General features: G+C 64.9%; 22 protein-coding genes and 1 pseudogene. 13 read left to right on the forward strand and 10 right to left on the reverse strand.

The annotated features are described in order from the left end of the window. The first annotated feature begins 130 nt into the window (after positions 1–130). The 3 genes from G446_RS17450 to G446_RS21050 all read left to right on the forward strand — a co-directional run bounded on the left by G446_RS17450 (position 131) and on the right by G446_RS21050 (position 2341). A complete protein-coding gene (locus G446_RS17450; protein WP_281170226.1) occupies positions 131–496 on the forward strand; it encodes a transposase family protein in 366 nt (121 codons plus the stop codon). A 998-nt stretch (positions 497–1494) separates the two neighbouring features. Beyond that, positions 1495–1887, forward strand: coding sequence for a helix-turn-helix domain-containing protein (locus tag G446_RS21045; RefSeq protein WP_026410163.1), 393 nt, complete (start codon positions 1495–1497; stop codon positions 1885–1887). Next, a complete protein-coding gene (locus G446_RS21050; protein ID WP_342664157.1) occupies positions 1862–2341 on the forward strand; it encodes a transposase family protein in 480 nt (159 codons plus the stop codon). The genes G446_RS21045 and G446_RS21050 overlap by 26 nt, the downstream gene beginning before the upstream one ends. Here G446_RS21050 and G446_RS19400 read toward each other — a convergent pair. The 3 genes from G446_RS19400 to G446_RS19410 form a co-directional block, all read right to left on the reverse strand. After that, positions 2313–3167 (reverse strand): hypothetical protein, encoded by an 855-nt coding sequence (locus tag G446_RS19400; protein WP_169721286.1) that lies wholly within the window; start codon positions 3165–3167, stop codon positions 2313–2315. The two genes, G446_RS21050 and G446_RS19400, sit on opposite strands and share 29 nt — an antisense overlap. Positions 3168–3300: 133 nt before the next feature. Then, complete coding sequence (locus G446_RS19405; protein WP_084779182.1) at positions 3301–4770, reverse strand: protein phosphatase 2C domain-containing protein; 1470 nt, start codon at positions 4768–4770, stop codon at positions 3301–3303. A 57-nt stretch (positions 4771–4827) separates the two neighbouring features. After that, the gene (locus G446_RS19410) at positions 4828–5610 is read right to left on the reverse strand and encodes a vWA domain-containing protein (RefSeq protein WP_084779178.1); all 783 of its coding nucleotides are present in this window, start codon (positions 5608–5610) and stop codon (positions 4828–4830) included. A 262-nt stretch (positions 5611–5872) separates the two neighbouring features. Between G446_RS19410 and G446_RS0110860 the strand changes: the two genes are divergently transcribed. Both G446_RS0110860 and G446_RS0110865 read left to right on the forward strand, forming a co-directional pair. Further along, the gene (locus G446_RS0110860; RefSeq protein WP_026410165.1) at positions 5873–8344 is read left to right on the forward strand and encodes a helicase HerA domain-containing protein; all 2472 of its coding nucleotides are present in this window, start codon (positions 5873–5875) and stop codon (positions 8342–8344) included. A 159-nt stretch (positions 8345–8503) separates the two neighbouring features. Beyond that, positions 8504–10279: a tetratricopeptide repeat protein gene (locus tag G446_RS0110865; protein WP_026410166.1), complete on the forward strand. Its 1776-nt coding sequence runs from the start codon at positions 8504–8506 to the stop codon at positions 10277–10279. 487 nt (positions 10280–10766) lie between these two features. On the opposite strand, the pseudogene G446_RS20050 reads toward G446_RS0110865, so the two are convergent. Further along, a pseudogene (locus G446_RS20050) lies at positions 10767–10934 on the reverse strand (transposase); the annotation flags it as partial. 371 nt (positions 10935–11305) lie between these two features. On the opposite strand from G446_RS20050, the gene G446_RS0110870 reads away from it, so the two are divergent. The 3 genes from G446_RS0110870 (at position 11306) to G446_RS0110880 (ending at position 14419) form a co-directional block, all read left to right on the forward strand. Then, a complete protein-coding gene (locus G446_RS0110870; RefSeq protein WP_034470191.1) occupies positions 11306–12160 on the forward strand; it encodes a PP2C family protein-serine/threonine phosphatase in 855 nt (284 codons plus the stop codon). Continuing rightward, positions 12157–13617 carry a hypothetical protein gene (locus tag G446_RS0110875; RefSeq protein WP_026410168.1) on the forward strand — a complete coding sequence of 487 codons (1461 nt, stop codon included), beginning with the start codon at positions 12157–12159 and terminating at the stop codon, positions 13615–13617. The genes G446_RS0110870 and G446_RS0110875 overlap by 4 nt, the downstream gene beginning before the upstream one ends. 103 nt (positions 13618–13720) lie before the next feature. Then, positions 13721–14419: a hypothetical protein gene (locus G446_RS0110880; protein WP_156916626.1), complete on the forward strand. Its 699-nt coding sequence runs from the start codon at positions 13721–13723 to the stop codon at positions 14417–14419. Positions 14420–14649: 230 nt separating this feature from the next. Here the strand turns inward: G446_RS0110880 and G446_RS0110885 are convergent, their stop codons facing one another. Genes G446_RS0110885 through G446_RS0110895 form a run of 3 tightly spaced genes read right to left on the reverse strand, consistent with a single transcriptional unit; the run spans position 14650 to position 16851 of the window. Then, a complete protein-coding gene (locus tag G446_RS0110885) occupies positions 14650–14832 on the reverse strand; it encodes a hypothetical protein (protein WP_026410170.1) in 183 nt (60 codons plus the stop codon). Position 14833: 1 nt separating this feature from the next. After that, positions 14834–16066, reverse strand: a complete 1233-nt coding sequence (locus G446_RS0110890; protein ID WP_026410171.1) for a hypothetical protein — start codon at positions 16064–16066, stop codon at positions 14834–14836. Between the two features lie 23 nt (positions 16067–16089). Then, the gene (locus tag G446_RS0110895; protein ID WP_026410172.1) at positions 16090–16851 is read right to left on the reverse strand and encodes a hypothetical protein; all 762 of its coding nucleotides are present in this window, start codon (positions 16849–16851) and stop codon (positions 16090–16092) included. 122 nt (positions 16852–16973) lie between these two features. Here G446_RS0110895 and G446_RS20640 point away from each other — a divergent pair, with 122 nt between their 5' ends. The 4 genes from G446_RS20640 (at position 16974) to G446_RS20065 (ending at position 20599) form a co-directional block, all read left to right on the forward strand. Beyond that, on the forward strand, positions 16974–18185 hold the full coding sequence (locus G446_RS20640; protein ID WP_026410173.1) for an OmpA family protein: 1212 nt from the start codon (positions 16974–16976) through the stop codon (positions 18183–18185). Positions 18186–18799: 614 nt separating this feature from the next. Beyond that, positions 18800–19132, forward strand: a complete 333-nt coding sequence (locus G446_RS0110905; RefSeq protein ID WP_156916627.1) for a type III secretion system chaperone family protein — start codon at positions 18800–18802, stop codon at positions 19130–19132. A gap of 125 nt (positions 19133–19257) precedes the next feature. Then, entirely contained in the window at positions 19258–19800 is a 543-nt protein-coding gene (locus tag G446_RS20060) for a hypothetical protein (RefSeq protein WP_156916628.1), read from the forward strand. Between the two features lie 316 nt (positions 19801–20116). Next, on the forward strand, positions 20117–20599 hold the full coding sequence (locus G446_RS20065) for a hypothetical protein (RefSeq protein ID WP_156916629.1): 483 nt from the start codon (positions 20117–20119) through the stop codon (positions 20597–20599). Positions 20600–20910: 311 nt separating this feature from the next. On the opposite strand, the gene G446_RS19420 is transcribed toward G446_RS20065, so the two are convergent. From G446_RS19420 to G446_RS0110925, 3 genes are all read right to left on the reverse strand, one after another. Continuing rightward, positions 20911–21168: a transposase gene (locus tag G446_RS19420; protein WP_084779181.1), complete on the reverse strand. Its 258-nt coding sequence runs from the start codon at positions 21166–21168 to the stop codon at positions 20911–20913. Between the two features lie 41 nt (positions 21169–21209). Next, positions 21210–21431 (reverse strand): hypothetical protein, encoded by a 222-nt coding sequence (locus G446_RS0110915; RefSeq protein WP_026410176.1) that lies wholly within the window; start codon positions 21429–21431, stop codon positions 21210–21212. A 258-nt stretch (positions 21432–21689) separates the two neighbouring features. Beyond that, positions 21690–21920, reverse strand: a complete 231-nt coding sequence (locus G446_RS0110925; protein WP_026410177.1) for a hypothetical protein — start codon at positions 21918–21920, stop codon at positions 21690–21692. A gap of 139 nt (positions 21921–22059) precedes the next feature. Here G446_RS0110925 and G446_RS0110930 point away from each other — a divergent pair, with 139 nt between their 5' ends. After that, positions 22060–22431 (forward strand): hypothetical protein, encoded by a 372-nt coding sequence (locus G446_RS0110930; protein ID WP_026410178.1) that lies wholly within the window; start codon positions 22060–22062, stop codon positions 22429–22431. Positions 22432–22468 lie beyond the last annotated feature (37 nt).

Genomic DNA, 22468 nt, shown 5'->3' on the forward strand with positions numbered 1-22468 from the left:
ACGGCCGAGGAGGTGCCCCGGGACTGCGACTACGTGGTGGACGGCACCCTCTTCCCCTGCCTGGACTGGCGCGGGCGCCGTGATCTGTGGTCGGTCAAGCACGGGAGCGCGGGGATGAACGACCCTGATCCTGGTCCGGCTCGATGGAGGGTTCGTGTGGGCCTCCGATCCCTATCCGGGGTCCATGCACGACGTGGCGGCCCTGGACGCCTCCGGATTGCTGGAGGGAATGGATCCCTCCGGGTGGATCGGCGACAAGGGGTACGTGGGAAGGGGGATGATCACGCCCCATAAGAAGCCCCCCAACGGAGAACTGAGCGAAACCGAGAAGGAGGAGAACAGGAGCGTCAACAGGATCCGCCAGGCCGTCGAGCGGACCATCGCCCACATCAAGTCCTGGAGAATCCTCCACACGCCCTACCGCCGACCCCTGGAAACATTCGAGCAGACCATCACCGCGGCACTCGCACTATACGCCTTCAAGACCACCCCCTGAATAACCCTCCTGGACTCTAAATAGTTTTCCAGGTCATCGGTATGTAATCGACGCGCAAATAGCGGTAACCGTTCCTGTTGAATAGGTGACTTCCCAATTTGATTGTCCCTGATCGCATGCAACATTAAGTTTTTCAATCCTATATTGAACTGGTCTGAGGGCTGCCTCCTCAACCTCCAGGTGCGTGCTTGCCAGGGATTTATCGACCCATTCAGGGAACGACATTCCGCACTGCACGAGACTCTGAGACCATGCAAATGACTTATATGTCCCTCTGCCAGGCCAAGCTGTATTCTCGTAACCATAGAAACATTGGCCAACATGAGGGATTACATTGTACTGATATATAAAATTATTATATCTAATCCAAAAGCACTCTTTTGTGTTTTTGCACTCTTCAAGCGATTCGGCTGAACTTTGAATTTTAATAATTTTAATAAAAGCATCTGGTTGGTCGCAAGGAGTTTTTTTGCTGCTCCAATCTGATGGCAGTTTTATCACGTCTGACGATGTCAGTGTCAGACAGGTTCCGACAGGCACGACTGGTCCTTTTGGGCCTTTAGGTGAATTTTGAAAAAATATGCGACCCACTGCAATCAAAACTACTATCGCAATGATTGCTGAGATAGATTTTAATGCTGTGTTAAATGGGCGTGGACGATAAGGTGTGGAGGAGGATGTGGACCAAGATGAGGATGAAGACGATAACGGTGAAGGCGATGAGGAGTATGACGGCGAAAGGATTGATTTCGGAGTGGATAATCTTGTTTGATTCTCCTTAATTTCATTAATGCTAAAAATTAACTTCTCGTGGCGGCAGTAGGGACATTCGGGTAGATGGTCGGAGAACTGGTGTCCGCGAGGACAATCAATCAATGACATCATAACCTCTTCTCGACTCTGAATTTTAAACACATAGAAGGTTATTCAGCAGGTGTCTGGTCGCATTTCCGGGAAACGATATTATGATGGCCCGCTCCCATGAGGTATGATGGCCGGTGAACAACGTCAACAAACTCATGAAGGAACGGACCATCGCCATGAAGTATACCACGGGTCTGCCCACTGCCAAGTTCGCCGATCTGCTCATCCGTCTGCGCGAGGAGGGGGTCGAGGGGCGTCCGCCGAGCATGGGACTGAGGAATGCTCTGAAGGCGGTGCTGATCTACATGCGCCACAACATTCCGCAGGCGGTGATCGGCGAGCAGCTCGGTGTGTCCCAGCCCACGATCTCGCGGGCCATCAAGGCCATGACCGATGCGATCGTCCAGGCCCTGAAGGACCTGCTGCTCACCGCGGAGGAGATGCCCGAGGGCTGCGACTTCTGCCTGGACGGCACCCTCTTCCCCTGCTGGAGCCGGCGGAATCACCGCGAATCGTGGTCGCGGTGAGCACGGGACGACCGGCATGAACGTCCAGATCCTGGTCCTGCCCAGCGGCAGGCTGGTGTGGGCCTCCGACCCCTACCCGGGATCCATGCACGACGTGGCCGCACTGGACGCCTCCGGACTGCTCGAGGGAATCGACCCCTCCGGATGGATCGCCGACAAGGGATACATCGGCAGGGGGATGATCACGCCCCACAAGAAGCCCCCCAACGGCGAGCTGAGCGAGGCCGCGAAGGAGGCCAACCGGAGCATCAGCCGGATCCGCCAGGTCGTCGAACGGACCATCGCCCACATCAAGTCCTACATCAAGTCCTGGAGAATCCACCCGCACCGACTACCGCCGCCCCCTGCGCACATTCGAACAGACCATCACCGCCGCACTCTCACTCCACATCTTCAAGAGCACCCCATGAATAAACTTCATAATATTATCGACGAGGCTTCCAGTCGCCAATAAATTTTCTCAGTTCGGCTTCCCAGTCGTCTGCCGAAGGACGCAAATCTGGATCTATCGCGCCAAGTTGAAAAGCTCTTTCGAATAGGAAAATCATGCTTTCAGGAAGGAGCTCTCTCGGGTCGATTTGATTTTTCTCAATTTTAAGAATACCGCCCCTAGCGCGACCCCGCCATTGACCGTGCTGGGCCAGAGCTCCATTATTAGGCTTTTCTCCCGAACCCGCATAAATTCCATTGCGGAAGGGGTGTCGATCCAAGAGAAGACAATAAATATGTACTGCAAGATTAAAATAATCAGAACTAACGTGACGCTTCGTCGTATTTAGGTTTTTACCTATCAACTCAGGAGCTATAAATCCGTTTTGAAATACAGTGCACGGATAGTACCTATGTGAATCGCTGACTTGCATAGAATCACAGTCTATCATGCACACAATAAGATTACTGGACACCAGAATATTGCGCTCATTAAAATCTCCGATAATGGCGCCTGCGCTGTGAATCTGACTTACGAGGAAGCAAAGATTGCGTGCGATGTGTGAGCGAAGCCCTAGTTCAAGTCCTTTTGTCCACGGCCGTGCTTCACGCGCATAAGGGCTTTCTATGTTGTGAATCTCGGCAGCCTGCGTCATGTCAACGGCTCTCATTGTGAATCCGCAAACTTCACCGTTTTCCTGTATCACGATGTCTTCGGGCCATGCCAAAACTGGGACCCGTACGCCGCTACGCTTATCTAACGCAGTGCGTTGTTGAGGCTTATTTGCCACCATTGCGCGTACTTTTGCCTGCCGCACTCTGTTGATGTTCTTATCGTGATAGATTTTCACAACCATATGCGGCTGTCCATGTATGTAAAATACGGTTCCCTCACCCCCAGGTCTTCCCAGCTGCCGTCCTGTGTTGATGGAGTTTCCACTCCCTGTTAGATATATGGTCATATTATGCGTCCATCCGGTTCAGCTAAAAGTCACTGTTGCCGTCGTTCGACGTGCTACGACGGTGTGGACGGGGCTGGCGGGGCCGACGAGGTCGTCTTCCCTCAATAGCGGAAATTGGCTGATCCTCAGAAGTCGAGCGAAGAGACTGTTGCTGCGACACTGATGACTCGGATCCTTTAACCTCATGCGTCCCATGAGTATTTCTGAATCGGACTTCTTCAGTGGGAAAATATGAGTCAGGAGCCGATGCTTGCTTAGTGACGGCAGGCTGATTTTTCGATACCTCGTCTTCTACTCTTGAATTTGATGCATATGTAGGGCGACCGGAAGTATTCCAAAACTGTTCAGCATATCCGGGAGAACAATTGTTGAAAACGCAATTTCTAGAGCCTCTGAAAAAGTTAAAAACCTTCCTGAGAAAAAAGTGAAGAATTTTTTTAAAAAAAGTCTCGCATCCTCCCTCCGATCGCATTTGATGATTTTGTGGTGAGTCGTAAGTAATTAAGGAATTAATTATGGTGGGGATGACGGGCTCCGGGTCCTCCGTGGTGGGGACGACGGGCTCCGGGTCCTCCGTGGTGGGGACGACGGGCTCCGGGTCCTCCGTGGTGGGGACGACGGGCTCCGGGTCTCCCGGCCTCGGACTGCAATCGCTGAGAATACTCGCACCTGTTTTACCGCTCATAGAAGCAGCATCCTCGCGAATAGCCAACAGTAGAGTTTTGTCATCGCCGGGAGGATCGTCCTGCGATGCGTTAGTACGCAGCCACTTTTCCAAAGAGTATCGAGGTAATTTGCCTGCTTCAAGATATTCCCACAATTTTTCGAATATGTTAGGATAGGCGGCGTACCCATCTTTGAATGAAGTTACTTTATAACGAAGTCCGTCAGTGGAAAGCGCGATTGCCGGAATCGGACCAAAATCATCGAATCTCCATTGGGAATGATTGCCATTTTTTCCGAGTAATTGTAGAAAATAAGTGTCTGTTGCGGCAGATTCGCCTTTATTTTCCATCAATACGGTTTCGGCTTTATCGTCACCCATTATGGCGACTATTCCGTCGCCAATCTCTGCAACGTACGCATGACCTGGAATTAGAACGGCAACGCACAGAGTCGTGTTCATGAGCTCGGGTGAGATATCCATGAGCTTCCCGAAGAAGAGAACATAGTTCAATGCGCTGCGAAATGCGAGTCGAAGTATGTATGAAGCTCGATCTTTATTTGTGGCCGCAGCCAGTTGCTCCACTAGTGATCGGGCGACGGGTTCTAATGTCACAAATTGTGTAGCCGCCCAGGAACCCCACGCAGAAGTTCCCGTGACGCTTCCCGCACCGTCCGCGACTGCAAGTACTTGTGCGCCGTTTGAGAAACTGATCCATGCGAATGCGTCATCACATCCCTCTCCAGCTTTCGTATGCTTGATACCAGTTACCCGTCCTCCCACTACCGAAGGTATGGTTGTGGGGCTGGTTTTGTTAGAGTGTTTCATGTTATTTCTTTCCGCCCGATAGGTGCGACCAGTTGCTGTTGTGTGCTCCTGTAAGTTTTAGATGGCGGCCCAACCAGAGATGTCTGTGAGTTGGACCTGCTCGGTCATCGCCGCCAACTCGGCGTCATTAGATCCGGAGGTCTGACTATTGGCGACAGCAGACATAGAATCTGAAAGCCAGTTGAAGAAAGCACTAAAGTTGACTCCATCCAGTCTGACGGCTGGACGTTGCGGCATAGACAGACGACTGAGGGTCGTCATGTCTGCCCCATCGCCAATGCCGATGGGGAATACCGTAACTCCTTTGCGGGCGATCATCTCGTTGAGACGCTTGACTGCACTTTCGAAAACCTGCTCGTCAGTCGGTATCCCATCTGAGAATACGACAATCCAGGGACGGTAATACTCGATTCCTTCGGATTTGTATTCCTGTTTGCGATTATCGATCACATCGAGAGCCTTAGTGATAGCCGCCCCCATTGAGGTAAGTCCGCTAGCGGTGAAAGTGTGTGCAGGAAGTGACCTCCCCTCCTGCAAGGGAACGGCCACTCGGGCGCTGCTGTCAAATTCTATTACGATTACTTCAGCTCGCCGGGCCGCCAATTCATCATCACGGAGGAACCTTCGGAAGTCCGAATATCCTTTGTTGAGTTCGTGGATGGGGGCGCCACTCATGGAACCAGATACGTCTACCAAAACTGCACACGCGACGCGAGGTTCAGGGTTGTCGGTGTTCAGGGGAATGGCATCGAGTTCATCGGACATATTGAGTCTCCGTTCAGTACTTAAAATGAGGATGATACTCATCGGTGCACGGGCATTCGTCAGGTGCCCGAACATCCGGGGTCACTCTATACCGTGGATGCCCGGCGGCAACGCGAATCACTTGTCTCAATTGTTATACTTGTGACATATGCAACATCTAGGTGTGACAGGTGTCAAGGTGGCTGATGTAGTGGTATTGAGCCTTCTGGTAGTGGCGCACGGATGTCTGAGCCGATGAGCGTGCTCAACGACATCCTTCGCGTTCCTCGCATCGCTCGCTCAGCACCCCGCGTCCGTCAGACACGGCGGACCCCTCCGCCGACTCGAGGAGACGATCATGACCGTCGACGCGCGCACCCGCACCTCATCCCGCTGCTACCGGCTCGACCGTCTCGTGCGCGCCGACGAGCCCGCCACCGTGTGCGCCGCGGTCTCCGGCCGCCTCCTCGGCATCGTCGCCACGCTCGAGCCCGACGCCCGCCTCACCCTCACAATGAGCGCTCGGCGCCTGGGCGCCGTCACCATCCTGCTGCACGCCTCCGGCGTCGGCCCCGGGTTCGGCGACGACCTGGCCTGGTGCGGCCGGGGGGTCCACGTGTGGGCCGAGGAGCCCGACCCCCCGCAGATCCCGCGCCCCGCCGGCCTCCACGAGATCGTCGCGGCGACCGAGGAGCGCGAGCGCTGGCCCGGGCGCGCCGACGCCGCGCCCGGCCCGGCCCCCGACCCGTGCGCCTCCGGCGACCTGGCCACGCTGGACCCGCCCCCGACGGCGCCGCGCGGCATGTGGCCCGCCTATCTGCCCGGGTCCGGCATGATGCTGCTGGACGCCCTGCGCGACACCGGCGGAGTCCTGCGCCTCCATCTCGCGCCCGCCGGCCCGGTGGAGGCCCGGATGCTGGAGGACGTCGTCTCCCGCGCCGAGGGCTGGTCGGACGTCGCGGCGCTCGAGCGCATCGGCACCCCCGTGCGGATGCGGGCCCTGGTCGGCGTGCCCGGGGACCGGCACCTGCCCGGGCGGCTGGCCGTCGCCCTCCACGCCGCCGCCAACGGCCTGCTCATCCGCCCCGCCGCCCAGGACCCCGAGCGCCTGTGGGAGGGCGACGTCGACCTGCTGCGCGGCCGGGCCGTGCCCGAGACCATGGCCGCGGCCCTGACCCGCCTGCCGATCGCGGGCCCGAAGACCGTGGTCATGGGGGTGCGCTGCGTCCAGCCCGTGCTCTCCGACGTGCCGCTCGCCGACGAGACCCCCGAGGCTGACGACGAGGCCCCCGCGAGGGGCCTGCGCCTGGGCACCGCGATCACGGCGGAGGGCGGGCGCTCCCCGGTCCGCGTCGCCCCGGGGCTGCTGACCCGCCACGTGCATGTCGTGGGCGCCACGGGCACCGGCAAGTCGACGCTCCTGCGCGCGGTGGGCCACGGCGTCCTGAGCGCGGCGGCCGCGGGCGCAGGCGGCGGGCGGGGCGCGGCGGGCGCTGGCGGCGGCATGATGGTGCTCGACCCGCACGGCAGCACCGTCGACGCCATGATCGCCGAGGCCCCCGAGGAGGTCCTGGGGCGCATCACCCTGGTCCGCCTGGACGACACCGACCACCCCGTCCGCCTCAACCCCTTCCGCAGGCGGGACGCGGAGAAGGTCCTCGAGGACGTCATGAGCATGCTCTACGAGATCTTCGACCCCCGCCATGAGGGGATCATCGGCCCGCGCTTCGAACGGATCTTCAGGCAGATCATGGCCGCCCAGCGGGCCCTGCTGGGCGATGACGCGACTCTGACCCTGGTGCCCGCCATGCTCGCGGACCGGGACTCCCTGCAGGGCCTGACCCGCGCCTTGGCCAAGACGGACCCGGTCCTCGCGCGCGAGATCCGCACCGAGCTCGCCGACAACAGGAGCAGCGACTTCTCCGACATCCTGGCCTGGGTCTCGTGCAAATTCGACCGCCTCGTGCGCTCGAGGGTCATGCGCGAGGTGTTCGGCAGCGGTCGGGAGACGCTCGACGTGGCCGGGATCATCGACACCGGCGGGATCCTGCTGGTCGACCTGGCCACCCCGGCCGTGGGGGAGGACACCTCCCGCTTCGTGGCGATGACCCTGCTCATGGAGGCGGAGATGGCGCTGACCTCCCGACGGCGCACCGGGCGGGGCGCCCGCGGCCGGCACCCCGAGTGGGGCCCCGCCGGGCGCCCGGAGTCCGAGTGCGGCCCCTTCCTCGTCGTCGTCGACGAGGTCCAGCGGGTCCAGTGCGACGCGCTGTCGCGCCTGCTCGCCGAGGGGCGCAAGTTCGGCGCCGGCGTCGTCCTGGCGCACCAGCACCTGGGCCAGCTCTCCCCCTCGATGCTCGGCGCCCTGGAGGCCAACGCCGCCACGCTGCTCGCCTTCCGCTCCTCGGGCGTGGACGCGGCGCGTGCGCACGACCGCCTGGGCACGTGGACGGGCGGCCCGCTCACGCGCCTGCCCTCCCTGCGCGCCGCCACGACGCTGGCCTCGCCGCACGGGCAGACGCAGGCCTTCACCCTGCAGGTGGATCACAACGAGCGGGTCGCCGCCCTCATCGACGACGACGAGGCCTGCGACCGGATCGACGCCGTCGAGGCGGCCCGGGTGCGCTGGAACGGTTTCGGCCGGGCCCGCCCGTTGAACGCCGAGGACCTGGAGAAGGCCCGGAAGCGGCTCCTCCAGCGAGCCTCCAACGGCCCGGAGGAGGACGAGGAGGGCACGGGGTCCTCGTCCTCGGGAACCTCCTTCCTGGACGAGTGGCTCGCCAATCGCCGGACGTCCAGCGCGGACGGGAGTGCGAGCACGGCCTCGTAAGACGACGGGCGGACCGGCCGGTCCGGGCCGCGGCCGTACGTGGCGCCCCGTACGGCCGCGGCCCCGGCGGCCGTGTACGAAGATGGGCGCAGTGAGCCCGGCCGGGCGCCGGGAGCAGACCGGCGGGACCAGCAGAACCGAGCAGTGAAAGGACTCGTCATGGACAGCGAAGACCTCGGCCACAGGATTGAGGCGCTGGCCCAGCAGGCCGTCGCCCTCGTCAATACCGGCCAGAACGTGCAGGCGCTCGATTTCCTCCGTCAGGCCCTGGGGCTCGCCGAGACCATCGGCTCCTGGTCGGTGCGCAAGCAGGCGGAGGGTGCTCTGCGCTGGCGCCTGGCCAGTGCGCTCCAGGCCCTGGGCCGTGACGACGAGGCCGAGTCCGAACTGCGCCGGGCGCTGGATATCTTCTCCCACGTGTGGGACACCAACCACGAGAGAATCCATGTGCTCACCAGCCTCGCCAATCTGCTCACCCAGCAGGCGCGCCTGGACGAGGCGGAGGAGGTTCTGCGCGAATGCCATGAGACCATGCCGGTTCCCGAGGATCACATCCTGTACATGACCTATCTCGATGAGCTCGCCCTGTGGCTCAACGCCACCGGCCGCCATGCCGAGGCGGTCAACTTCCTGCGCCGCACGACGGCGTACTATCGGCGGGTTAAAGGACTCGAGGTGGACTTGTGCTCCTCTCTGGAACTGATGGCACTGGCGGAATCCGCCAGCGGCGATATCAACGACGCCGTGAGTCATGCTCGTGAGGTCGTGAAGATCCGTGAGAGGACTGGGGCTTCGGCCGTCTACGTGGGAACGGCGAGGGCGACTCTGGCCAACGTCCTCCTGTCCGCGGGCAGGGTGCAGGAGTTCGGCGAGGAGGTCGAAAAAGCTGAGGAACTGCTGGTGAATAACCCAGAGCAGGGGGTCGGTCAGGCCAAACTCCTTCTCCTCGACTCCTACCGGCAGGCGATGGTGGGCCACAATGCCCAAGTGCTCCGCTCCGGCAAGAAGGCCCTCGAAGCGGCCCGCGGCGCCATTCGGCGCGAACCCGTATTGGAAGCGCAGTGCCTTATCAGTATTGGAAACAGTCTCGCGTTCCAGGATGATCTCTGGAGCGCCATTCCTTTTTTCACGGAGGCCAAGACTATTCTCATAGACTCCGGTGCGCCGCCCATGAGCATTGTCATCTGCCTGGTGAGTGTAGCCAGAGCCTACTCGAGAGCAGGGCTCTTCCCCCGGGCGATGACAGCTCTCGACGAGGCCCGTGGCTTCTTGAGCCCGAATGCCCGTCAGCGCGAGAGGGTGCACTTCGACTCCGCCCAGGCGCAGACCTTCCTGCGCTGGGCGCTCGACGTCGGCGACCCGGAGCAGACCGCATCTCTGTGCCGGCTCGCCCTGGCGGTCGCCGTGCCCGCGATCATCCGGGCCGACGAGCAGCGCTTCCAGTTCGAGTCCGAGGGCGAGCGCTCCGCCTGGATCGGGGACTGGGAGCGCGGCGCCCTCATCGATACCGCCTTCCGCGCCGCCCGCGAGATCGGCGACGCCGCCGTCATCTCCGATCTCATCGCCACCCTGAGGACGGTGGGGACGCTGGACCCGGCGGCGGTCGGGGCGGAAGGCGGGGAAGCGGACGGGGATGCGGGCCGCGCGTCGGAGGCGCTCGGTCTGATCGTCCGGGCCTCCGCCATCGGTGCGCCCGGCGCGGACGGCGTCGTCCAGGACCCGGAGGAGTCCGGGACCCGGGAGCCCGAGGAGCCCGAAACTCGGGACCCGGGCCTGACGGCGGCCCCGATGCTCGGGTCCCAGAGCGCCACGGGGACCGTCGGGGTCCCGCGCCGCCCGGGCCCCCGCCTGGTCCTCCCCTTCCGCCGGGTGGGGCTGGACGGATACCGGGAATCGTCCGGGTCCCGCGCCGCCGCGCAGGTGATGTACCGGTGACCGGCGGGGAGGATGATGGGTCCGTGACAATCGGGCCGACGAGCCGCGGTCGACCGACAGGCAGGCGATGATCGCCTGAGAGGAGGCCCTGACCCGGGCGATCGACGCCGCGCGCGAGCAGGTCCGAGAGAGGTCCGCCAAGGAGATCATGCGCCGCCTTCACGACGGGGACCGGGCGGTGGACGTCTCCTGTTCAGCGGCCGGACGGCCGCCGCAGCCCGCCTCGCCCCGGAGCTGTGGAGGGCCGTCGACGCCGCCGTGTGCGGGCCCTACCGGCCGGACCTGCCCGGCTCCCGCCCCCTGAGGGCCAGCGTCAACCAGACCCTGGAGATCCTCACCCTCTGGACGGGCCCGCTTCGCCCGCGCGCTGACCCGTGCGTGCCGACGCCGCGCCCGGCCCGGTCCCCGACCCATGGGTCAAGTCTCTTGGTGTGGTGTTCTTCCGGTCAGGTGGTGATGGCGGGCAGGGCGGCGCGGCCGCTGGCGCTGTTGTCGGCTGGAGTATGTCGGTCAGGTGTCGCAGTGAGGTCTGGGAGAGGTATCGGCGTTCTCCGTGCTGCCACTCCTCGTGCTGCTCCAGTAGGACGGATCCGATCAGGCGGGTGACGGAGTCGTGGTCGGGGAAGACCTGGACGACGTCGGCGCGGCGCTCGAGCGCATCGGCACCCCCGTGCGGATGCGGGCTCTGGTCGGCGTGCCCGGGGATCAGCGCCTGCATTGGCACCCACAGCCAGATCCCGCCAGTCTCCGAAGATATCGCCATATCCTTTATCCAACCCGCCACTGCAAAACGAAGTCCGGCTTCCGCCTTGTAACCGGCTGGCGGTCGTGCAGGTGAACCGCTGCAAGCGGATCGGGCCGGGCAGGCACCGGGGCCCTCCCGGATCCCGCGTCACCGCGCGGATGATGCGCCGGTGACGGGCAGGGGGGATGATAGGGCCGTCGTCCTCCTCACGGAGACAACGACCAGAAGCGGCGGAAGTCTGCCCGGGCGAGATGGGCGAACAGAGATCGGGGGAGGCGGACATGAGCGGTCCGAAGGATTTCAGTGCGACGGCGCGCGCCGTCACGGCCACGATCTGCGGCCAGACCGAGGTCGGCCCGGTGCGCCCGGGCAACCAGGACGCCATCGTCGTCGTCTCCGCCGTCGCCGCCGTCACCGGTACCCGGCTGACGTGGACCGGCCGGGTACCGGAGGCGGGCGCGGTGGTGGGCGTCGTCGACGGCATGGGCGGCTACGCGGGCGGCGCCGACGCGGCGGCGCTGGCGGCCACGGCCCTGGCCGAGGCGGACCCGGGCCGGGCCCCGGAGGACTGGGACGCCTGGTTCGAGGTGCTGTCGGGCCGCATCACCCGGGCGGGCCGCGCCTGGGACACCCCGGAGATGGGGGCCACGGCGGCGGTCCTGGCGATCAGGCCCGCCGGACTGGTCATGGCCAATGTCGGCGACTGCCGGATCTATCGGGTGGCCGGCGGGCGCCTGGGGCGCATGAGCATCGACGACCGCACGCAGGACCCTGGCTCCTCCGCCGTCACCCAGGCCCTGGGCGGTTCGGCGCGGATCGACGCCCACGTGTGGGAGCAGGACCTCAAGGGCGGCACGGAGCGCTACGTGCTGTGCACCGACGGCGTGTGGGGCGCGCTCGAGCCCGCGGAGCTGCGCGGGCTGTGCGCCTCGGACCGCGCCCCCGACCGGGTCGTCGACGCCGTCGTCTCGGCGATCTACGCCCGGCGGGCCGGCGATAACTGCTCCGTCGTCGTGGCGGACATCACCTCCACCCCGGTCGAGAGCGTCCGCGGCCGCCACCTCGCCGCCTCCCCGGTGCGGTCGGTCGCCGTCGAGACGGCCCCCGCGGGCCGCGGCCGGAGGGCGGCCAGATGAGCGACAACCCCACCGTCCCCGAGTTCATGCGCCTCCAGGCCATGCGCCGCGACCCGCAGGGGCCGATCCACTACGAGGGCGCGGCCCTGGACGAGGACTCCCTCGCCCGTTGCATCCGCGCCGCCGACTCGGGCGACGAGGCGGCCCTCGACTGGCTCCACTCCTTGGTCTGCGAGCACGCCCTCACCGCGTACGCGGAGGCCTCCGACTCCGGGCGCGCCGCCAGGGCCGATCACCTGCTCGGCCGGTGGCGCGACCAGGCCGAGGCGCTGACCGGTCCGCTCCCGGCCGACTACCAGGTCCTGGCGCGGCGGGCCTACCGCACCGCCCTGCCCGAGATGTTCGCGATCGCCCTGCGGGACGGGGCGGGCGGCGCGGGCGCGGCCGCCCGCATGGCCGCGGCCGCCAGGCGCGCGGCGGCCGACGACGTCGGGGCCATGCTCTGGGTCCGCGACGTCGTCGAACGGGTCAATGCCGCCGCCGACGACGACCTGGGGACCCTCGCGGTGGCCCGGGCGGTCCTCGTCAGGGCCGCCGACGACCGCAGGGCGCAGATCGCGCGCCGGGAGGCCCAGGACGCGCGGTGGGCCCAGGAGGAGGAGACCGCCGCCTCGGCGACCCGGGAGAGGGAGAGGATCGCCCGCCACAAGCGGCGCCTCTCGCGCCTGCCCGGCCAACTCTGCGCCCGCACCCTGACCAGTGCGATCTACTGCACCCTGGCGGGATGGGCCCGGGCCGCGGTGAAGATCGGCTCGTCCTCGCCGCCGACCGACCTGATGCGGGCTTTCGCCCAGCCCATCCTGGTCGCCTGCCTCGTCAGCGCCGGCCTGGCCATGGTGGTCGACTGGTTCCTCGACAGCCCCAGTGGCAGCTTCAAGCTCCTGGCGACCTCGGCCGGTTTGCTCATCGGAGCGGGCGAGTGGGTCGCCTTCCTGTCCTCCTGGGTCAGCGGCACGACCGGCGACGGGGACCTGGGCCTCATGCCCTGGGCCTTCGGCATCGGCTGGATGATCGGCGGGGCGCTCGACTTCATCGGCAGGCGGATCACCCAGCGCCACCCGAAGAACCACGCGAATCAGAGCATCCGCTCGGCGCGGTTCTGGCTGAACCTGTCCACGACGCTGGCGGCCCTGACGGGGATCAGCGCCCTGTTCGCCGACAACTGCCTCGGCCGGTGCCGCACCGAGGCGCTGGCGGACATGACCCGGGTCTGCCAGAGGGCCGACTTCCTGCACGCCGACGTCCTCGGAATCGGCTCCTCGGCAGCGGTCGTCGTGGCCCTGGCCGTCCTCGTCTGCTTCCTGCGCCTGGCCGCCCCGATCGCGGCGCGGGCGTCCCAGCCCCTGGGGGCGGCGATGGCGGCGGCCGTGCCCGTCCTGGGCGTGATCACCCTGCTCGCCTACACCCCCAACCCGGCGAGCCTGCTGGTGGGCGGGATCCTGGGTGGCGCCTCATGAGCGCGCCCGACGGCGCGGCGGGCGCGGGGACTCCGGCGTCGGGTGCGAGGACTCCGGCGGTGTCGGACGCCGGCGCCGGCTCCGGGCGCGGGAGGCGGTGATCGTGCGAGCCCCCCTGAAGAACCTCCTCATCATGGTTCTCGTGCTGACGATCGGCCTGTCGCTGGCGCCGTACATCGTCGGAGTCGTCATGGACGTCTTCGCCGTCTCCGTGCACAGCGCCACGGGATGGGACCTGGGGGTCGGGTTTGTGGAGAACTCCCTGGGCATGTGGCCCGGGGGCGAGGTGATAGCCGCCATCATGTTCCACGCGCCGATGTCGGCCGCGGGGCTGATCAGCGGCCTGTTCCAGGTGTTCCTGGTGATCGCGCTGCGCACCCTCGTGCCCCCGCTCCTCGCGGGGGAGAACACCGACTTCCGCGTCGGCAGGATCCTGGCCATCGGCATGGTGGACTCCCTCATCACCTGCCTCATCGCCATCGGCGTGAGCTGGTTGTTCTCCCTCGGAATGAATAACATGTTCACCAGCTCCGTCACCGGGACGTTCGCGCAGGTCCTCGTGGGAGTCGGGCTCCTGGTCGCTTTCGCGCTCGCGGCCCTGCACACCCTGGGATTCCTCCGCGGCGGCGACTCCGCCTTCAACTTCTCGATCATAACCTCCACGGGGCGCTTCGCCCTGACCACCTTCGCGCTCATCTCCTGGTCGCTCTACGGGCTGCTCGGGGCCCTGACGGTGGTCCTGTGCATCGTGGGCTGCGCGGTCCTCGCCCTGGTCGATGGCAGGCAGTCGGGCTACTGGTGAGGGCCTCGGCCCGTCCGACGACGACGGGCGGGCGCGGCCGGCGGACCCCAGACGCCGGGAGCCGGCACGGGCGGCGACGGCCGCACTCCCGGAAACGACGGCGGGCCCCGCACGCCGGGACGGCCGGTCCCGGCGACCAGCTACTGGTCCGGAGAGGCCCCCGGACACCGGGGGACGACTGGCGGGGTCGAGCCCCGCTGGCCGTCCCCCGGCACTGCGGCATGTCCGCCTCACACGAGCCAGAAGGCTCCGTGTTCGGGGCAGACGACGCCGAGTCCGCAGGCGCGGCACCCGTCCTCCCGCCACTGGCCCCGGCAGGCGGGGCACACGGTCAGGATGCGGTCGCACCAGCGGCACTGGCCGTCGGCACGGACGCGGCGGAGGGGGTTCTTCCAGACCCAGGACACCCACATGTCACGCCTCGCCCTCGCCGCCCACGGTGCGGAGCCTGGGCCGCATCGGACTGGCCGTGGGCCGGCCGCCCTCGATAGCATCCAGGCGCTGCTCCATGGCGCTGGTGACCTCTGGGTCCCCCGCCGCCTGGATGAAGGCGGTGAGGTAGGCCTCCTTGGCATCCTCGACGATCCGGTCGATGAGCTCGACCTCCTCCTCGGCGCGCGCCTCGATCATGATCAGGCGGGCCTCGGCGACGTCCAGGCGCTCCCTCAGGGCGGGGAGCTTCTTGGCGAGGGCCTTCGCCCTCTTCTCCGCCTTGCGGACCTCCCGCAGCGCCTTGCCGAACACGCGGGCCACCGGGTGATCCAGGTACTCGATAAGCCCAATGGTTATGGGAAGTATGAACTGGATCGCGAAGAAGCCCAGGAGGGTGAACTGGTCGAAGCCGTTGGACGCGTTGACGTCGGTCGCCCCCGAGATGTCGTCGCCGGCGGTCACGACCGCCTCCTGCCGCAGGAACGTCAGCATGAGGGCGGTGCAGATCAGCACGGCGGTGAACAGGAAGGCCGCCGCCCCGCCCAGGAGGTAGCGCTTGTTCTGGAAGAGACGGGCGACCTGGGTGGCGCAGGCGCAGAGCGCCACGCCCAGCGCGAAGGCGATCGCGAGGGTCTCGGCGAACCCCATGTCGAGCATGCCCAGGGCGTAGTTGTTGAACGCCACCTCTCCGCCGAAGGCGATGAGGATGATGAAGAGGAGGATGACGGGCATGAGCCCGGCCGCCTCGACCCAGGCGGTGGCCGTGGGACCGAGGATGGCCGCGCACTTCTCCTTGGCGCGCTCCGCCCTCGCCCGGGCCCGATCGACCTCCTGCTCGGCCTCCGTCTGGTTGCGGAGGGCCGCAGTGATCGCGCCGATAATGCTTCGCTGATCGGCAAGGGTCTCGTGGGCCCGCATGCGCGCCTCGGCGACCTTCACGCGCCCCCAGGCCTCCAGTCGGCGGATGAACTCCAGGGGCCGGTGACCGGTGCTCAGGGAGTCGGCGTCGTGGACGGGGCGGGTGGCGTCGGCAATGCCGTGCTGCTCGGCCACGGAGAGCATCTCCGCGTGGTTGGTCACGGTTATCGGCGTCTGCTCGGACAGGTCGCGGGCGTCGTCCCGGTAGAAGGAGAGGTCCTCCAGCATGTCGGCCGGGTCGATCTGATCGGCCGGGTCGATCGGGCGACGAGGCCGACGTCGGAATGCGAGTCTCATAATGTGCTGCTCCTATCTGCGGTTCATGAGATGGCGGTTCGGAATCCGTCGCGGGGCCGCGGGGCCCCTCCCCCGGTCTCGCGGAAGGCCTCCCAGGCCCAGACGAGGACCTCGGGGGTGTCGACGACCCGCGTGCGCAGCAGGGGGAGGTCAATGAGCCATTCGGAGCGGGGCTGGTAGACGGGAACGGGCGCGGTGACGCGGCGGGGGCGGCCGAACAGGCGCCTCCACCAGGGGCCCCGGACCAGGCCCCGCCGGTAGGCGGAGACCCTGGCGTTGCCGACAGCGGCGACCTGGTTGACCAGGTCGGTAGACTGCTCCAGGAGGTGGCGCCGCGTTGCGAGGTCGGTGGTCATTCTGTTGATGACCTCCTGGAGGTCGGCTCGCCGCTGCCGGGCCCGGGCCGCCTCCTCGCGGGCGGCGCGGCGCTCGCGGTAGGCGGCCAACTGGTCGGGCGGCGGGGCGCCCGGCTCGGGCCGGGGCGCGGCCATGAGCTCCCGCAGTTGGCGGAGTCGCTCTGCGTCAACGGCCAGTCGGCTGTCGATGGGGGCGATGACGTCGCGCAGCTCGGCAGAGATGATCATCTCGGCCTCGTGGCAGCGCTCGAACTCGGCGCTCGTCCAGGGCGTGGAGCCGTCGTCGTCGATATCGACCTTGTGGTCGTGGCGCCCCTGGCGCTCGGCCTTGCGCAGATTGGTCGAGATGCCGAGACGGCGGAGGGACGCGCTCAGACCGAGCTGGGTGCGCGGGGCGGGTGGTGGGGAGGATGAGGTCTTTCTTGACATGTCATTGCTGACGGACGCGGCGGCCGCGGGGTCCGACGTCGCCCGACGGCCCCGGCGTTGTCGTCGCTGGCGCCCGGCGTCGTCCGGCGTCGCAGCGCCGTCGGCGTCCGTCAAAGAAGCACATGACACGCAACCAGGGCGCTCGGCGCCTCACCCGCTACCTGTCCCTACTCCTGGCCCTCGTCGTCGGCTGCACCGGCCTCGCCGCGTGCGGCATGGGCGGCGAGGACTCGTCCAACTCCTCTGATGAGCGGACGGCCTTCGTCTACTCCACCCGTCAGAACCAGCCGGTCCTCGACGCCATGAGGCCCTCGCCGGGGCTCGACGACGACATTGCCGGCGCCGTCTCGGGGCACGGCAAGGCGACCATTCACTCCACGGGCGGAGAGCTCGCCCCCGTGCAGCGGGTGGACCTGAAGGTCCACGGCAAGACCTCCCAGGCGATCAAGCGCGACGAGATCGCCGCCGCCAAGAGGATCCGCACAACCCTGGCCGCCTCGGTGGCCGCCTCCCCCGAGGCGGATGTGCTGGCCGGGATCTCCGCCGCCGCGGACGAGGTGCGCGAGGGCCAGAACCCGAAGATCGTCGTCATCGACAACGGGCTGCCCACGGTGGGCTCGGTCTCCCTGCCGCAGACGGGCCTGTTCGCGCCGGGCGTCGACGTCGCGGCGAGCGTGCGCGCGATGGCCGACCTGCACCTTCTGCCGGATCTGACCGGCGTGCGCGTGCGCTGGTACGGGATGGGCGAGGTCGTCGCCCCGCAGGAGAGCCTGGACGAGGCGGCGAAGGCGCGCCTGACCGAGATCTGGAAGACTGTCATTGAGACGGCGGGCGGCTCCTTCGAGGAGGGCACGCAGTCCCCGACCGCGGCGCAGGAGGTCCCGGAGAACCTGCCGCCGGTCACTCCGGTGGACGTGTCCACCACGTCCTTCTCCGCCTCGGCGCCAGCAACTCCCGCGCCATCGCTCTCGGTGACCCTGCCCGAGTCGGTCCTGCCCTTCGTCCCCGACGAGGCTGCCTTCCTCGACCCCGAGGCCGCCAGGGCCACGGCCCTCGCCCTGGCCGGGCAGATCGTCGCCTCGGGCACCACGACGGTCACCGTCACCGGCTGCACGGCCAGCGCCGCCACGCCGGAGGGGCGCGCCGCGCTGAGCACCAACCGTGCTCGGGCGGTGGCCGACCTGCTCGTCGCCGGCGGCGTGCCCGAGGGGTCGGTCACGGTGCAGGGCCTGGGGGCCGAGTGCCCCGGGCGCGTGCCCGACCTCGACGCGGAGGGGAACCTCATCGAGGCGGCCGCCCGCGCCAACCGGGTGGTCAAGGTCACGGCCTCCTGAGGGGCGGGGCCGGGCGGACGGATCGGTCGGAGGTGTGGCCGGCCGGGCGGCCGCTCCCCTTCCGCAGCGGCCCGCCCTCCTCGGCGCCTCGCACGAGCAGAGTGCTCGAGATTTATCCTGCGCGATGGCGCGGCGCCGGCAGCAGAAGACTTCATCGGCGTCGGCCGCAGCCTATGAGACCGCATTGGTCCGACCCTTAGTTTTCAGACGCCCCGCCGATCCCGGCGCCGGAATTTTTGTCTCAGAAGTGAGACTACACGGCCCCCGCCCCTTGTGATAACGTTCTCGGCGTCGCGATGAGCGACTTAAGGGGTGTGTGGCGTCTACGAAGAGGTCCGGTCGACCTCGCGAATGACGTCTGCGCCGTGATCGGAACAACATCACGGAGGTCTGAGATGTTCACTTACGTTGCTGATGCGAGCCCGCACGGGAATGTCAACATTCGTCGCGTGTGCGGCAACTGCGGCGGAGTCTTCTACGTCAGTTACGGTGCGCAGAATTATCGGTGCCCCCACTGCAACTGCAAGCAGGGCTGACGGCCGCCCGGGGGAACTGCCGTGGCCACGTGGAGAGATTTCGTCGGCTTCATAGATCGAACCTACAAGTATGAAATCTTGAACGATGATCTTCTGAAGCTCGTCTTCAATACCTCGAACCTTCGTACCCAACTCGTCTTCCTCGAGCATGCGACCTGTAACTCGGGAGCCGAATGGTTCAAGGTGAATTCGCCTATCGGGAAGCTGAATCCGCAGCAGGTCATGTATGCTGCGCGACGTCTTGAGGATATGGTCGTCGGCGGCATCATCATAAACGATAACATGGTTTTCGTGACGACTGCGATGCCTTTGGAGAACATCGACGCCAGTGAGATCACGGATTCGATTGAACGCGTTGTGAATATTGCCGACAGGCTGGAGGCGGACATACTCGGAACCGACGAGTTCTGAGTCCCCGCGGACCGGCTGGAAGGCGGGACATCTCCTCCGGCGGACGCTCACGGGCGATGGGCGGAGAAGGTTCCGAGAGCTCGGGGTCGCCGCGCTCCCGGTGACGCCCGGCCAGGAGGCCGGTCATGGCCGATGACGGAAGCAGGAATGAGTCCGAGGACGAGTTGCGCCGCCGGGCGCGGGAGTTGTTTCGCAACGGTTTGACGGCGTCCTGGGGTGATGGTCTCCGTGATGCAGTGAATTTTTTCGAAGAGTCGCTCGCGCTGTATCGATCGCTCTCCGGGGCCGAACGTCAGCGCGCCGTTTGCCCGTTCAACATCGGTGCGTTATCGGTTCGTCTCGGATACTATCGGGAGGCCGCAGTCAGCTATGACGAGTCGGCCGATCTGTTCCACCGCATTCCCGGCGGTCAACGAGATGCGTCGGATTTGAGGACTCCGCTCACTCCACAGACCGGCTGGGTCCGGGTTGGTGACGTGCTCGCGCATCGCCTCCAGCGTGCGGCACTCCGCCAGGACCCCGCCGCCGTCGGGCGCAGGATCGTGGTATTAGGGCGTGGTGTGCCCCGCGCCGGTCCTGCGGCGGGTCGATCACTCATTCCAGCAGGGGTCAAGCGCGACAGGGCGGTTGTGGTGGATGACATGGCGGCGCGATTCCCCGACGGCTAGGATGACTCAAGACGCCACCCATCGTCACTGTCCGGTCGCCCCGCGCCTCCGCTAACACGCCGACAACCCGGACATCAGACCATCCCCACCGACTTCGCCGAGACCCTGACCGGCCTGGACGCTATGAACCTGGACGCTATGAAACTTGTATCAATTTTGGGACTTGCGGGATTTGTTGATCTGCGATGTAGTGGAAGGAGAGACTGATGGTGCGCTTGTCCGAACCATCAGTTGACGACATTTGATTCGCGTAAACTTTTCAAAGTGCGAGAATCTAATGTTGTTCGAAACACTGAACTCGAGGAGATTGAGGACGATGGTCGGTCAGGCGGAGTCGCTTGAAGTTGTGAACTATGTTTACAATAAAGTATTTCCACAATTTTACAAACAGTCGCTTCCGATGGTTTCGGTGAGCAATAACGGCCTTCTAACCTTCGCTTCCGACAATAAGATCATCATGGGCTTCGGTATTCTCCGCGAATTGACTCCCACGTATGGCCTTTTGTCATCTGTGGCGACGTGGAATCAGACAAATCGAGTCGGGCACTACTGGTTGGCCGAGGGCAGTGATGACGAACACTGGTCTTTGGTCTGCGGATTCAAATATCTTCTCAACTGGGAGTCGGCCCCGACTCTGGCGATCAAACTTGAGAATATTGCCGAAGCGTATGACACTCTATTGGATGCAAATGTTTCGCGCGCCAAGAGTTTCGGCGGCAGCCCGTATTGGGATCCTTCCAATGATTCGGAGTCGGAAATTAATGCCTGCGCCCTCGTTTTGGTCAGTCATCTCGCTTGAAAGTTATTTCAGGGCATCTGTACGTTTATTTGAGGTGTGCTTTTGAAGACGTAGAGCACGAGGACTGTGGTGATGGTCTTCTCGAATGCGTGTAGGGGGTGACGGTAGTCAGGGGGTATTTCTCACCGGGAGGGCCACTGGGCTGGCGGGGGTCGGCGTGGTGGTGCGGGAGGGATTGTAGTAAAAATTTAACGAGACGACCTGAAGGGTCGATACTTGAATTTCTTCGAGGTGACGAAGGATTCGAATGCTTTGCAGGTGTCCTCGAAGAAGCTCCTCAGCCTGTTGCTGATGGAGTTATTGCCCTTGTCTCAGACTCTCTCTACGGGGTTCTTGTCGGTACTGCGGGGCGGCAGGCTGATGAACTGGGCATACTCCAGGGGTTTCCCCTTCCCCGTCTGCGCGCGCAATGTGCTCGACTTATGCTGGCTGGCGTCGTCCCGCACCACGACGATCGTTTTGTTCGGGTACTTCAGAGTGAGTTCGGTCAAGGCTCTTACGACGTTGTCGGTGTTACACCGCTCCAGTTGCATGAGATCCACCCTCCCGTCCGATTCGTAGAGAAACACGATGTACTTCTAGGACTGCCGCTCCCGGTCGACCCTGATCCTCATTTGGGCGCGCTTCTTGCACCAGGCCCTGCGAATAATAACCTCGTGCCAGGTGCCGCCTCGTCGGCGGACACCACTATGACGTTCCCCCCGCCCTTATTCCCGTCGTCCTCCTTCTCGTTCTCCTCCTTCTTCCCGGTCTCCCGATGGGCCTCGTCCTCCTCCCGTCCGTCCTGCTTCCTCTCCGTGATCTCGGCGATCTCGGCGTCGATCTGCTCCATGCGGGCCTAAATCTCCGCCTCGGGAGCGCGGTGCTGGTCCACGCCCACGGGCCTGTGGAAGGACAGATCCGCCATTCGGAATCGGCGGTGGCAGGAGGACCTGGACCCGTACTCGACGTTGAAATGCTCGCGCATCCAATCGACCAGGCGAGAAACATCCCAGAAATCGGTGGGGACTCCCTGCTCCGACGGGGGCTGGCAGGGCGCCCCCTCGTCTCCTCCACCTGCTCCCGAGCGAGCTTCGAGGCGCTGTCGTTCTCAGCGTATCCGGTGCGGATTGACGCCAGTCCGGACTCGTTCCGCTGCCCGACCCATCTCTTGATCGTCTCGGTGGATCAGCCCCGCGAACCCGGCGGCGAACTTCTTGCCCGCCCCCGTCGACAGCACGATGAGCGCCTCGAACCCGAGTCTCATGAACTTGTGCGGCGCGCCATTCCTGTGATCCCGGAGGATGCGCAACTCGTCATCGGTCAGTTGAATCGTGCTCATGCCGCCATTGCAGTGCGTACTCCGATTCCAATCCACCCCGAATGCGCGCCCCTCAGGGGTCGTCCGCCTCTATGGGTGAGCCGAATCAACGGAGGTTTATCTTGTTTCGTATTCGCTACAGGCCTATGCCCGATCGACCATGGATCTGGCGCTGGAGGTCGTCGCCGAACTCGGCCGTCCTCATCTCATCTCCGACCTGATCGCCACCTGGCGCACCGTCGGCACTCTCGACGTCCCGCGAACGGGACCGAGCCGAACCGCCAGCAGGGAGAGCCGCACCAGTGACCAGTCCGTGACCGCAACTGAGCACTTCACTGGTGCTAATAGTGCAAAGGAGATGTTGGAAGAAGACGAGGAGTCGTCTTTCGTCGCCGGTCCGGCAGTCGGATCCCAGACGGCCATTATCGCCCATCTTCCGCGCCGGCCCGGTCCCGGCCTCCTCATGCCCCACCACCGCACCGCCCTCGCCGGTTACGACCAAGCTCCCGCCCGCACCGCCGCCTACCGATGATTCACTCCGGACACAAGCGTCCGCCGCGCCGTCGGAG

It is taken from the genome of Actinomyces dentalis DSM 19115, assembly GCF_000429225.1.
Taxonomy (GTDB): domain Bacteria; phylum Actinomycetota; class Actinomycetes; order Actinomycetales; family Actinomycetaceae; genus Actinomyces; species Actinomyces dentalis.

What these genes read in the sequence shown, in the direction of transcription:
- G446_RS19405 (WP_084779182.1), bottom strand. Translation starts at nt 4,770, where the DNA reads ATGAAACACTCTAACAAAACCAGCCCCACAACCATACCTTCGGTAGTG.
- G446_RS19410 (WP_084779178.1), bottom strand. Translation starts at nt 5,610, where the DNA reads ATGTTCGGGCACCTGACGAATGCCCGTGCACCGATGAGTATCATCCTC.
- G446_RS0110860 (WP_026410165.1), top strand. Translation starts at nt 5,873, where the DNA reads ATGACCGTCGACGCGCGCACCCGCACCTCATCCCGCTGCTACCGGCTC.
- G446_RS0110865 (WP_026410166.1), top strand. Translation starts at nt 8,504, where the DNA reads ATGGACAGCGAAGACCTCGGCCACAGGATTGAGGCGCTGGCCCAGCAG.
- G446_RS0110870 (WP_034470191.1), top strand. Translation starts at nt 11,306, where the DNA reads ATGAGCGGTCCGAAGGATTTCAGTGCGACGGCGCGCGCCGTCACGGCC.
- G446_RS0110875 (WP_026410168.1), top strand. Translation starts at nt 12,157, where the DNA reads ATGAGCGACAACCCCACCGTCCCCGAGTTCATGCGCCTCCAGGCCATG.
- G446_RS0110885 (WP_026410170.1), bottom strand. Translation starts at nt 14,832, where the DNA reads ATGTGGGTGTCCTGGGTCTGGAAGAACCCCCTCCGCCGCGTCCGTGCC.
- G446_RS0110890 (WP_026410171.1), bottom strand. Translation starts at nt 16,066, where the DNA reads ATGAGACTCGCATTCCGACGTCGGCCTCGTCGCCCGATCGACCCGGCC.
- G446_RS0110895 (WP_026410172.1), bottom strand. Translation starts at nt 16,851, where the DNA reads ATGTCAAGAAAGACCTCATCCTCCCCACCACCCGCCCCGCGCACCCAG.
- G446_RS20640 (WP_026410173.1), top strand. Translation starts at nt 16,974, where the DNA reads ATGACACGCAACCAGGGCGCTCGGCGCCTCACCCGCTACCTGTCCCTA.
- G446_RS20060 (WP_156916628.1), top strand. Translation starts at nt 19,258, where the DNA reads ATGGCCGATGACGGAAGCAGGAATGAGTCCGAGGACGAGTTGCGCCGC.
- G446_RS20065 (WP_156916629.1), top strand. Translation starts at nt 20,117, where the DNA reads ATGGTCGGTCAGGCGGAGTCGCTTGAAGTTGTGAACTATGTTTACAAT.
- G446_RS0110915 (WP_026410176.1), bottom strand. Translation starts at nt 21,431, where the DNA reads ATGGAGCAGATCGACGCCGAGATCGCCGAGATCACGGAGAGGAAGCAG.
- G446_RS0110925 (WP_026410177.1), bottom strand. Translation starts at nt 21,920, where the DNA reads ATGAGCACGATTCAACTGACCGATGACGAGTTGCGCATCCTCCGGGAT.
- G446_RS0110930 (WP_026410178.1), top strand. Translation starts at nt 22,060, where the DNA reads ATGGATCTGGCGCTGGAGGTCGTCGCCGAACTCGGCCGTCCTCATCTC.